This is a genomic window from Tangfeifania diversioriginum (assembly GCF_900141875.1).
In the GTDB taxonomy this organism is placed as follows: domain Bacteria; phylum Bacteroidota; class Bacteroidia; order Bacteroidales; family Prolixibacteraceae; genus Tangfeifania; species Tangfeifania diversioriginum.
Genome location: NZ_FQZE01000022.1, coordinates 16,727 through 28,536, shown reverse-complemented (window position 1 = coordinate 28,536; position 11,810 = coordinate 16,727). Strand labels below are relative to the sequence as shown.

Below are 11,810 nucleotides of genomic sequence, written 5' to 3'. Positions count from 1 at the left end.
AACCTGTAATTATGAAAAAAATAATTGCTACACCCAATGCCCCGCAGGCGATTGGGCCTTACAGTCAGGCCGTGGAAGTAAACGGCACGTTGTACATTTCGGGCCAGGTGCCGCTCGACCCCGAAACCATGAAAGTGGTAGAAGGTGGAATTAAGGAGCAAACCCGCCAGGTGATGAAAAACATTGGCGCTATCCTGAAAGTGGCCGGCTACAGTTTTTCGGATGTAGTAAAATCTACCTGCCTGCTTAGCGACATGGCCAATTTTAAAGCCATGAACGAGGTATATGGAGCGTTTTACGAGAAAGATCCGCCGGCACGTGCAGCATTTGCTGTAAAAGAATTGCCGCTTGGGGTTTTAATTGAAGTTGAAACTGTGGCTGTGAAGTAATAAAAAAGGGTTCCCTTTCGAGAACCCTTTTAAAATATATCAAAGGTTTTTTTATTCACCTACTACATCAAACTCCAGCTCAACGATGACGTCTTTGAAGAGTTTGATTTTGGCAGTGTATGTTCCTGCTTCTTTAATGCTGTCAGAAGGCAGGGTAATTTGTTTGCGGTCGATTTCAAATCCTTTTTTGTTGATAGCTTCTGCTACCTGGATGGTATTTACCGAACCGAAAATTTTACCCGAAGAGCTCACTTTGGCGCCAATGCTAACTTTCTTGTTTGCCAGCTTGTCGGCAATTTTCTGGGCTTCTTCTCTTAATCTTGCTTCTTTATGTGCGCGTTGTCTTTTGTTTTCTTCCATCACCTTCCTGGCTGTGGCAGTGGCAGCAATTGCCATTTTTTGCGGAATAAGGAAATTGCGCGCGTATCCTTCTTTTACTGAAACAATGTCATCTTTGTTTCCCAGCCGCTCAACGTCTTGTGTTAATATAATATCCATTTCAAGTCTCCTTTTTTATTTCATCATATCGGTTACATAAGGCAGCAAAGCAATCTGGCGGGCCCGTTTAATGGCCTGGCCCACTTTGCGCTGGTATTTCAGTGAAGTGCCGGTAATACGGCGGGGAAGAATTTTCCCCTGCTCGTTCAGGAATTTTTTCAAAAACTCCGGGTCTTTGTAATCGACATATTTGATTCCGTTCTTCTTGAAACGGCAATATTTTTTCTTTTTAATTTCTACTGACGGCGGGGTCAGGTACCTGATTTCACTTGTATTTTGTGCCATTTTTTATCCCTCCTTATTTTCTGTTTTTTCTTTCTGAAGCCTTCTTCTTTTCTCACTGTATTCAACTGCGTACTTGTCGAGTTTTACAGTCATAAAACGAATGATTCGTTCCTCGCGGCGCAGCTCAATCTCAAACTTTTTGATGAGCGAAGGTTCGGCTTTAAATTCAAACAAATTATAAAAGCCAGTAGATTTCTTTTGAATGGGATAAGCCAGTTTTTTCATCCCCCAGTTCTCTTCATTGACCATTTCCCCTCCGTTGGAGGTGATAATGTCTTTGAATTTTTTTACCGTTTCCTTTACCTGTGGCTCAGATAAAACGGGAGTACAAATGAAAACGGTTTCGTACTGATTCAACATAAACATTAATTTTAATTATTACTTAATAAATTTTGAACGCGCAAAAATAGAAATAAATTGTTATTCAGCAAAGTAATTACAACGGAATGTTTCCGTGTTTTTTAGGCGGGTTCGATTTGCGCTTGTTGCGGGTCATTTCCAGTGCACCAATAATTTTTTTGCGTGTTTCTTTTGGCGGAATAATTTCATCGATGTAGCCCAGCGCGGCAGCTTTGTATGGATTGGCAAATTTCTCACGGTATTCATCCACTGCCTTGGATTTTTCTTCGGCGTTGTATTTACGGTAAAGAATATTGATGGCACCTTCGGGGCCCATTACAGCTATTTCTGCTGTGGGGTAGGCAAAATTAACATCGGCGCCAATGTGCTTGCTCGACATCACATCGTAGGCCCCGCCGTAAGCTTTTCGGGTGATGACGGTAATTTTGGGCACCGTGGCCTCCGAAAAAGCATACAGTAGTTTGGCTCCGTGTTTTATAATTCCTCCAAACTCCTGGCTGGTACCGGGTAAAAATCCGGGAACATCCACAAACGTTACCAGCGGAATGTTGAATGCATCGCAAAAGCGCACAAAACGGGCTGCTTTTGCCGATGAATTAATATCGAGCACACCGGCCAAATGATTGGGCTGATTGGCGACAATTCCTACCGGCTGGCCGCCAAACCGGGCAAAACCAACAATAATATTTTGAGCATACTGCGGCTGTACTTCCAGGAAATGCTTGTTGTCGATTACATTCTGAATAATTTCATGCATATCGTATGGTCGGTTCGGGTCGGCCGGAACAATTTCCTGCAGGTGTTCTTCCTCCCTGTCGCTGGGGTCGATTGTCGATTTTACGGGCGGATCTTCCAGATTGTTCGATGGCAGAAAAGTGACCAGTTCGCGGATCATCATCAATGTTTGTTCTTCGTCGGCACCTGTGAAATGGGCAACTCCGCTTTTGGTGCTGTGCGTGTTTGCTCCTCCTAACTCTTCTTTCGAAACATCTTCGTGGGTAACAGTTTTGATAACTTCGGGGCCGGTAACAAACATGTGGCTTTTTTCATCCACCATAAAAATGAAATCGGTTAACGCCGGTGAATAAACCGCACCTCCCGCACAAGGCCCCAGGATAGCCGATATTTGCGGGATGACTCCTGAAGAAGTTACATTGTTGTGAAAAATGTCGGCGTACCCGGCGAGGCTTTCCACGCCTTCCTGAATGCGGGCACCGCCTGAGTCGTTGAGACCAATAAGAGGTGCTCCCATTTTCAGGGCGAGGTTTTGAATTTTTACAATTTTATCGGCATTGGCCCGGCTTAGCGAACCGCCAAAAACGGTAAAATCCTGTGCAAATACATACACCAGCCTTCCGCTGATTTTTCCATAGCCTGTAACTACACCGTCGCCCAGGAATTTCTTCTCCTGCATGCCAAAATCGTAATTGCGGTGGGTAACCAACTTGTCAATTTCATTGAAAGTTCCGGGGTCAAGCAGTTGCAGAACCCTTTCGCGGGCTGTTTTTTTTCCTGTCGCGTGTTGTTTCTCAATGCGTTCTTCTCCTCCTCCCAGCTCGGCTTTCGTGTTAAACTCTTCGAGCTGGTTGTATTTATCCTGTAGATTCATAAATAAATTGGTTTATTCGAGTTCAATAAGCACCTGGTTTCCTTCAATAGTATCACCTTCGCTTACATTAATTTTCTTTACCATCCCACTGATTGGGGCTTTGTATTCACTCTCCATTTTCATGGCGGCAATAATAATGGCGGTTTTTCCTTCATCTATTATATCGCCTTCGTTTACCAAAACTTTTACCACTTTCCCGGGCATAGGCGACGATATGGTTTTTTCACTTTTACCCACTCCGTTTGAACCGCGGTTGATAAGATAACGTGCTTCGGCATCAATAATATCAACTTCGTAGGTGTTGTAAAGTGTGTGTGCGGTGTATTTTTTTGGTTGGTTGTGGGGGACCAATTCAATATTATAGGAATGTCCGCCTTCGAGAATGGAAAATGTTCCGTCTGCTGTGTGGAGCAGGTCAACATTGTAGCGTTTGCCGTCAACCTCCACTTCCAGCAGGTTCCCGTTTTGTTGAATGAGGTTAACCCATGTTGTACGATCGTTTATTTTTATTTCAAGTGCCATAGTTAAAAATGGTTAATGTACGGTATTTTCTTCCAGCGGCTTTCTGCCGGCGGGGCAAATTCTTTCTGGTTGTCCTGAATCCGGCTGATTTTATCCATGTAATCAACAAATGCGGCAATAACTACCATGTCATCGCTTTCTTCAATATCAGATTTTTTATACAATTGATTCTTATTATTTTCAATGAAATGCGTGTCGTATTTTCCTTCAATAAAGCTTGCATTGTTCATAATGCGTTCAAGAAATTTTATTGAAGTTTTAACCCCTGTGATTTTGTATTCATACAAAGCCCTTCGCATTCGGGCGATGGCTTCTTTTCTTGTTTTTCCCCAAACAATCAGTTTTGAAATCATGGGGTCGTAAAAAATTGGAATTTCATAGCCTTCGTAAACATATCCGTCGGTGCGAACGCCCAAGCCCAAAGGTTCTGATATTTTGTAAATTTTCCCCGGACTTGGCATGAAATTATTATCGGGGTCTTCGGCGTAAATCCGGCATTCAATGGCGTGTCCCTTTTGGCTTAAATCGTTTTGCGAGAACTCCAGTTTACGGCCTTCAGCAATTTTGATTTGTTCTTTCACCAGGTCGATTCCGGTTACCCGTTCGGTAATCGGATGTTCCACCTGCAGCCGTGTATTCATTTCGAGGAAATAATAATTCAGGCTTTCATCTACCAGGAACTCAATGGTGCCGGCACCAGTGTAATCAACTGCTTTTGCTGCTTCCACGGCGGCATTACCCATTTTTTGCCTCAATTTTTCGGTCATTAACGGGGATGGAGTTTCTTCAATCATTTTTTGGTGACGCCGCTGAACGGAACATTCGCGTTCGAACAGGTGCACTGCGTTCCCGTGCTGGTCGGCCAGAATTTGAAATTCGATGTGGTGTGGTGAGCTGATATATTTTTCAATATAAACCGAATCGTCACCAAACGCTGATTTCGCTTCGGAGCGGGCAGCTCTAACGGCAGCAACAATTTCTTCCTTTTTGTGCACGAGCCGCATTCCTTTTCCCCCGCCACCTGCCGATGCTTTTATCATAACCGGCAGCCCTATATTTTTAATGGCATCGAGCGCTTCTTTTTCGTTGTTCACACTGTTGGGCGTGCCGGGAACCACCGGGATTCCGGCTTTCATCATGGCTTCGCGGGCTTCAATTTTATCTCCCATTTGCGAAATAACTTCCGGCGACGGTCCAATAAAAATAATTCCTTCTTCATTGCATCGCCGGGCAAAATCAGCATTTTCCGATAAAAAACCATAGCCGGGGTGGATGGCATCCGCGCCGCACGCTTTTGCAACTTCAATTATTTTTTCCACATTCAGATAGCTTTCGGGAGAAGGAGCTTTGCCAATGTAATAAGCTTCGTGAGCATACCTTACATGCTGTGAAGTTCGGTCTGCCTCAGAAAAAACGGCAACTGATTCGATATTCAGCTCCCGGCATGTACGCATAATTCGAATAGCTATTTCTCCACGATTAGCAACCAGGATTTTTTTTATTTGGCTCATTGCGTTTATTTTTATTGCAATAAATATTGTTTTCTAAAAACACACCTAAATAACTCATTTGGTTAAAAATTGTTTAGGCTCTTTTATTAACTGTTGAAATTACGCCATGAATCTGACAACGCAAATGGGAATGTGTTAATAAATGCAAATTGGACGTTTAATGGCTTCTCAGATTTGTTGTTATTTGAAAATCAAAAACTCTGGTTCTAATAGTGCAAATTTTAATGTTTTCTGACATCTGCAAGGAAGATTATATGTTAAGATTTTTTTTGTTTAGGAAATCATTTTATTTTTACTGGGAATAAAACTAACCTAAATGAAAAACAAACACTTGTTGATTATATTCTTACTATTTTTGGGAATTACCACGAGGGCACAAAATTACGATTACACATTGTCTGATGATTCGCTGGTGAACTACCATGCAAGTATTAAAAGGGTGTATTATGCTACCCGCACCGAACTGGTCCCCAAAATTGACGGCAAACTGGATGATGAATGCTGGCAAAAATTGGGAAGCTGGGATGGAGGGTTTATTCAACAGCAACCCAACCAGGCTCAAACTCCTTCGCAGGAAACGGAGATTAAAATTTTGTACGACGACACCTATTTGTACATGGCCATTGCTTGTTATGATAATGAACCGGAGAAAATACGTTCAATTCTTGGCCGGCGAGATGAAAATATGGGGGATATGGCCGGGATTGCCCTGGATAGTTATTCCGACAGGCAAACCGCTTTCGAGTTTAATGTAACTGCTGCCGGGCAAAAAGTGGATTTGATGCACCTTGGCGAGTATGGATGGGATTTTAACTGGGATGCCGTTTGGGATGGAAAGTCGCATGTGGGCGATTCGGCCTGGTATGCCGAGATGCGTGTGCCATTTAGTCAGCTCAGGTACGCCAATAAAGAAGAACATGTGTGGGGAATGCACGTCTGGCGTTGGATTGACCGATTGAAAGAGGAAGATCAGTGGAAACTTATTCCGGTTGATGCCCCCGCAATGGTTTATATTTTTGGCGAATTGCGTGGGATTGAAAATATTCCGTATAAACGCAATTTTGAAGTGATGCCCTATGCCAAGGCAAAATATGTTTCGGATGCCCCGGACAATTTTAAAGGAGGTTTTGGCGTGGATGGCAAAATTGGAGTCACTTCTGATTTTACGCTCGACTATACAATTAACCCTGATTTTGGCCAGGTAGAAGCCGACCCGTCGGTGCTCAACCTCACTTCCTACGAAGTTTTTTACGACGAAAAACGGCCTTTTTTCCTTGAAGGGAACAGCATCCTGGAATATGGTGCCGGCAGCAGCGATTTACTTTTTTATTCGCGCCGGATTGGGGCTTCACCCGGCTATACACCTTCTGTAGCGGAAATGGAAACACTGGAAATGCCCGATCAAACTTCCATTATAAATGCACTTAAATTAACCGGAAAAAACCGCTCAGGACTTTCGGTGGGGGTTGTTAACAGCATGACGGCACATGAAAATGCAACCATACATTTTAACGGTCAGGAAAGGGAAGAAGCTGTGGAGCCTTTTACCAACTATTTTATTGGCCGGGTGAAGCAGGATTTCAACGAGGGGAGCACTGTGTTGGGCGGAATGGTTACATCCACATTGCGCAATATTAAAGATGAGCATCTGGAATTTTTGCCCGACAATTCAACAGTTGGCGGAGTGGATTTTCAACATAACTGGAAAAATCGAAAATATTTTGTTGATTTCAAAGGATTTTTCTCGCAGGTAAACGGCTCGGAAGAAGCCATTTCAAACCTGCAAACCAACTCAAGGCATTACTTTCAACGCACCGATGCTGAGCATCTTGAATACGATCCGACGTTAACATCACTAAGTGGTTGGGGCGGTGAAATGAGCGGCGGAAAACGAAGTGGTAAATTCAGAATAATGGGAGCGCTCGACTGGCGTTCGCCGGGAGTGGAGCTCAACGATGTGGGGTATCTGAGGCAGGCCGATTATATCGATCAGGAAATTAACATTGTTTACTGGGTGAACAAACCCAAAGGCATTTTAAACAATTACTATTTTGATTTTGAACAGGAACATAACTGGAGTTATGGAGGCGAAAATCTGGGAGATGAAATAACCGGCCATGCCCGCTTTCAGTTTAAAAACCTTTGGCGGCTCGACCTGGTTGCGGAGCGTTCGTTTTACGAAATCGATACCCGCAAATTGTGGGGCGGCCCTTCGCTGAGGATTGATGGAGAAACCAGCGGAGAAGTCTTTTTGCAAACCAATTCGAGCAAGGACCTCTTCTTTGGCGGGGGAACTGAACTGACCCGGAATGATGATAATATTTCAAAAGCCACTGAAAATACTTTTTACGTGCAATGGCAAATCGGCAGCCGTTTTACCCTTTCTTCAATGAATAATTTTAATGTTGAAACAGATAATAACCAGTTTGTAACAAGCATGGAAAGAAATACTTTTTCCAGAAAATATATTGTTGGAAAAATCGATCGGAAAACCATTTCTTCCACTATCCGGGCCGAATTTTTTGTTACCCCCGAACTCTCTTTTCAGTATTACGGAAATCCTTACGCCTCGGTAGGTAAATTTTCTGACTACCGGGAAGTTGCTTCTTCTAAGTCAAAAAATATAAACCAGCGGTTTGCACCTCTGTTTGTTGAAGAACAGGAAAGTGGCGGACAATGGCTGGTGGATGAACAACAAAACTATATTATGGATTTGGCACAGAATTCCCCGGATTTTAACTTTCAGGAATTTCGTTCCAACTTTGTGGCCCGGTGGGAATATAAAACGGGGTCAACACTCTATTTTGTGTGGACTAATTCGCGCTCGCGTTACGAAAGCAAATACGAACCTTCAGTATTCGAAAGTTTTAAAGGAATCTCGGATGTGAAAGCTCAAAATGCTTTTATGCTTAAAGTAAGTTTCTGGTTCTCTATTTAATCTAAAAATGTAATTTTGGCGCCATGAATCTGGCGCACTACATACCATTTTACAAACGTAACCTGAGGCTGGCCCTTCCGGTTGTGCTGTCGCAAATTGGGCAGGTTGTTGTTATGCTGGCCGACAATATGATGGTTGGCCATGTTGGAACCGTTGAACTTGCTGCTTCATCGTTTGCCAATAATGTATTTGTAATTGGTATGTTTTTCGGGATGGGGGTTACCTATGGGCTTACCCCACTGGTTGGAAAGGCTTTTGGCAATAACCGGTTAGATCGGGTGGTGGTGTGGCTTAAAAATGGCTTTTTTACGCATGCGGTTGCCACTTTTGTTTTGGCACTCATAATGTTTGGAGTGTATTTTCTTTTGCCATTTATGGGGCAGACCGATGCCGTGATCGAAATGTCGAAACCCTATTATTTGCTCCTGTGTTTATCCTACTTTCCGCTAATGCTTTTCTTTTCGGTAAAACAGTTTTTCGAAGGAATTGGTAACACAAAAATGGCAATGCAGATAACCCTGACAGCCAACGTTATCAATATTATTTTGAACTATTTGTTGATTTTCGGGAAATTTGGTTTTCCTGAATTAGGTTTGGTTGGAGCTGGTATCGGCACGTTGGTTTCACGTATTTTTATGCCGTTGCTGTTTGTGGGCTACATTCTTAAATTTTCGCGTTTCAGAAGATTTTTCGTGCTTGCGCGAAAACAAACGTACGAAAAACGAAAAATATTTTCCGTGTTAAAAATTGGGATTCCTATTGGATTTCAGTTGATTGTGGAAGTGCTGACTTTTAGTCTTGGGGCTGTTATGATGGGGTGGCTGGGCGAAACACAACTGGCTGCCCACCAGGTGGCAATGGGGATGGCATCGTTTACATACATGATTTCTCTGGGAGTGTCGCAGGCAAATACTATCCGGGTGAGTCATCAAATGGGTGAGAATAATTTAAGTTCGATGCGCATGGCTGCTATGGCCTCTACGCACCTGGTGCTGTTTTTTATGTCGGTAATGGGACTCATTTTTATACTTACAAAAAATTACCTGCCGTTTCTTTTTACAACCGATCCGCAGGTTGTAGCCGTGGCTTCGCAACTGCTTATTGTTGCTGCCATCTTTCAAATTTTTGACGGGTTGCAGGTGATAATGCTCAGTACTTTGCGAGGAATGGCAGATGTAAAAGTACCTATGTTTATTGCTTTTGCTGCTTATCTTTTAGTTGGGGTGCCCACCAGTTATGTTCTGACCTTTTTGCTTAATGCCGGGCCACAGGGAATTTGGTTCGGATTTCTCGTGGGGCTCGGTTCGGCAGGGATCTCCTTCTACTTCAGGTTTAAACATAATCTTCGGAAAATAGCATAAAAAAACGGGTTACCATTGGTGGCGATAACCCGATTGTTCATAGTTTAGTTTAGTTAGACCTGTTTAAATATTGGTTTAACAGAGAAAAGGTAGTGTTTCAAATAACATTTAGTTTACATTCAATTAATGAATTGCTAATATAATACAAAAATAGCTCGAATGTAAAATTTTTTGAAAAAATTATTAAAAATTGTTAATTTACAGTGATTTCTAAATTGTAATTTATTGTTATGTAGTGGGTTCTAAAGATAAAAGATGTTATAAAAAATATTGCAATTTTTTCGGTATTGGAGAAGTAGATTCATAAATCTTCTGTGAATAATTATACATTGCATGTGATGGAAAATCATTAAACCTGATAGTACAGGATTCAGGAAAAAATATAATTTGCACTTTTACATTGAAAAATATTCTTATGAAACAAGTAGCACTTACCGGCATTCGCCAAATGCAATTGACTCGCGCAAACGAACCAACGTTGAAATCGGGAGATGATGTAAAAATCAGGCTGTCGTCAATAGGGGTTTGTGGCTCAGATATTCATTATTATTCAGAAGGGAAAATTGGAACCCAGGTAGTTAAATATCCGTTTGTTGTGGGGCACGAGTGTTCGGGCGTGGTGGAAGCAACGGGAGAAAACGTTAAAAACATAAAACCCGGCGATTTGGTTGTTATCGATCCGGCGGTGCATTGCGGAACATGTGACCAGTGCCTGGCCGGTCGTCCGCACACCTGCAGGAACAACAAATTTTTGGGATGCCCCGGGCAAATTGAAGGCTGTTTGGGGGAATACATTGTAATGCCTTCGTTCACCTGTTTCCCCGTTACCGGGAAAATGAACCCGGTGCAGGCCGCTTTAATCGAACCGTTTTCCATAGGTGTTTATGCGGTGAAACTGGCTCAAGTTGCAGATGAAAATAGTTCTGCGGTAATATTTGGTGCCGGCCCCATCGGACTGAGTATTTTGCTGAAACTGCTGGCCGATGGTATTTCCAATGTTGGGATGATTGAGCCACTCGAATACCGGCTGAAAAAATCGAAGGAAATTGGGGCCCGGTATTTCATCAATCCCGAAAAACAGGATGTGGAAAAGGAAGTGCAAAACCAGGAAGAATTGCTTGTTGATGTGGCATTTGAGGCCAGCGGAGAACAGGATGCTGTTGACAATGCGCTGAAAATTCTGAAACCGGGCGGAAAGCTGGTGCTGGTTGGTATTCCACCATCTGCACAATATACTTTCAATATGGATTTAATGCGCCGCAAAGAATTGACAGTTGTCAATGTCCGGCGACAGAACCATTGTGTGGAAGAGGCCATTGATTTGGTGGTGAGTGGAAAAGCCGATGTGGAAAAAATGGTCACCCATCATTTTTCGCTGGATGAAACACCCACCGCTTTCGATATTGTTGAAGGCTATAAAGATGGCGTGGTAAAAGCTATGATTGATTTATAGCAGTCTTTACCTGGGACGTGCCACCATAATTCCGTTGGCCGATTTACTTCCCAGCAGGTAATCTTCCAGCGTTCCTTCAGAAACAACCACCTTTTCGGCCAGCGACGAAGCGTGCATCAGGTGAATGCGACCTGCTTTGCGTACCAAAATTCCAACATGCGAAATATCGAGCCCGTCGATGTTGGTGGTAATTCCCACAATGTCGCCATCCATCAGTTGGTCTTCCACTTCCGAAATTTGGGTTTCGGGTATGTGAAAAAGGTTTCTCGAGTTGATATTTTTTTCCTGTTCTGCGATAATTTCAACCAGTTGGCTACTGTCTTTCAGCATCGGATAACTCTCAGGATGCGTGCTCATGAAATTGATTTCTTTGCTGTAAGGAGTTGCTGCAATTTCTTTTGAAATAGCATTGACCAGCCGTTTTTGCTGGTTATCGAAAATCCAGTCGCTGAAATAGTGCAACCGTGATGGGTAACCATCAATTTCTCCATTACGGTAACGAATTTTTTTAAGTTCTTTTGTGAATTGCTCAAAAGAGTGTTTTCCGCTTTGGACGGTTTTTGAAATGGCGAGGCAGTTCTCGGCAAAAGTGGTGCAGTCCATTTCACGCAAATTGACAACCAACTGTTCAGGAGATGTTTCAAGCGTGTTGGCTACGTAAGGTGTTCCCAGAAAAAAAGTGCCGGTTTTTACCATGAGCAGCGAAGTAGGGGATTCCCTGTCTTCGGCAAACATCTCCAGCGCTTGTTCCAGAATTTCTTTATCCTGTTGCTGGTAAATAACTGGCAATTCCTTTTCATTACTATTCTGTGCTGAATTGCATGCAGCAAATATCAAAAACAGCGGGATGAAAAATATTTTGAATTTCATAGAAACAACTATTT

11 protein-coding genes are annotated in these 11,810 nt (G+C 42.9%); 4 read left to right on the top strand and 7 right to left on the bottom strand.

Translation table 11 applies throughout. From position 1 onward, the window contains the following. The first annotated feature begins 11 nt into the window (after positions 1-11). Positions 12-389 carry a RidA family protein gene (locus BUC07_RS13790; RefSeq protein WP_073170573.1) on the top strand — a complete coding sequence of 126 codons (378 nt, stop codon included), beginning with the start codon at positions 12-14 and terminating at the stop codon, positions 387-389. A 51-nt stretch (positions 390-440) separates the two neighbouring features. Here BUC07_RS13790 and rplI read toward each other — a convergent pair whose 3' ends face one another. The 6 genes from rplI to accC all read right to left on the bottom strand — a co-directional run bounded on the left by rplI (position 441) and on the right by accC (position 5,174). Continuing rightward, positions 441-887 (bottom strand): 50S ribosomal protein L9, encoded by a 447-nt coding sequence (gene rplI / locus BUC07_RS13785; RefSeq protein ID WP_073170570.1) that lies wholly within the window; start codon positions 885-887, stop codon positions 441-443. Between the two features lie 15 nt (positions 888-902). Further along, positions 903-1,172 (bottom strand): 30S ribosomal protein S18, encoded by a 270-nt coding sequence (gene rpsR / locus BUC07_RS13780; protein WP_073170567.1) that lies wholly within the window; start codon positions 1,170-1,172, stop codon positions 903-905. A 3-nt stretch (positions 1,173-1,175) separates the two neighbouring features. Further along, the gene (gene rpsF / locus BUC07_RS13775; RefSeq protein ID WP_139279587.1) at positions 1,176-1,532 is read right to left on the bottom strand and encodes a 30S ribosomal protein S6; all 357 of its coding nucleotides are present in this window, start codon (positions 1,530-1,532) and stop codon (positions 1,176-1,178) included. A gap of 76 nt (positions 1,533-1,608) precedes the next feature. Beyond that, positions 1,609-3,141 (bottom strand): acyl-CoA carboxylase subunit beta, encoded by a 1,533-nt coding sequence (locus tag BUC07_RS13770; protein ID WP_073170564.1) that lies wholly within the window; start codon positions 3,139-3,141, stop codon positions 1,609-1,611. A gap of 12 nt (positions 3,142-3,153) precedes the next feature. Continuing rightward, the gene (locus BUC07_RS13765; protein ID WP_073170562.1) at positions 3,154-3,663 is read right to left on the bottom strand and encodes a biotin/lipoyl-containing protein; all 510 of its coding nucleotides are present in this window, start codon (positions 3,661-3,663) and stop codon (positions 3,154-3,156) included. 2 nt (positions 3,664-3,665) lie between these two features. Further along, the gene (gene accC / locus BUC07_RS13760) at positions 3,666-5,174 is read right to left on the bottom strand and encodes an acetyl-CoA carboxylase biotin carboxylase subunit (RefSeq protein ID WP_073170559.1); all 1,509 of its coding nucleotides are present in this window, start codon (positions 5,172-5,174) and stop codon (positions 3,666-3,668) included. A gap of 316 nt (positions 5,175-5,490) precedes the next feature. Here accC and BUC07_RS13755 point away from each other — a divergent pair, with 316 nt between their 5' ends. The 3 genes from BUC07_RS13755 to BUC07_RS13745 all read left to right on the top strand — a co-directional run bounded on the left by BUC07_RS13755 (position 5,491) and on the right by BUC07_RS13745 (position 10,926). After that, positions 5,491-8,112, top strand: coding sequence for a DUF5916 domain-containing protein (locus BUC07_RS13755; protein ID WP_073170557.1), 2,622 nt, complete (start codon positions 5,491-5,493; stop codon positions 8,110-8,112). 23 nt (positions 8,113-8,135) lie between these two features. Next, entirely contained in the window at positions 8,136-9,473 is a 1,338-nt protein-coding gene (locus BUC07_RS13750) for an MATE family efflux transporter (RefSeq protein WP_073170554.1), read from the top strand. A gap of 415 nt (positions 9,474-9,888) precedes the next feature. Beyond that, the gene (locus BUC07_RS13745; protein WP_073170550.1) at positions 9,889-10,926 is read left to right on the top strand and encodes a zinc-dependent alcohol dehydrogenase; all 1,038 of its coding nucleotides are present in this window, start codon (positions 9,889-9,891) and stop codon (positions 10,924-10,926) included. Positions 10,927-10,932: 6 nt separating this feature from the next. On the opposite strand, the gene BUC07_RS13740 is transcribed toward BUC07_RS13745, so the two are convergent. After that, the gene (locus BUC07_RS13740) at positions 10,933-11,796 is read right to left on the bottom strand and encodes an N-acetylmuramoyl-L-alanine amidase-like domain-containing protein (protein ID WP_073170547.1); all 864 of its coding nucleotides are present in this window, start codon (positions 11,794-11,796) and stop codon (positions 10,933-10,935) included. Between the last annotated feature and the right edge of the window lie 14 nt (positions 11,797-11,810).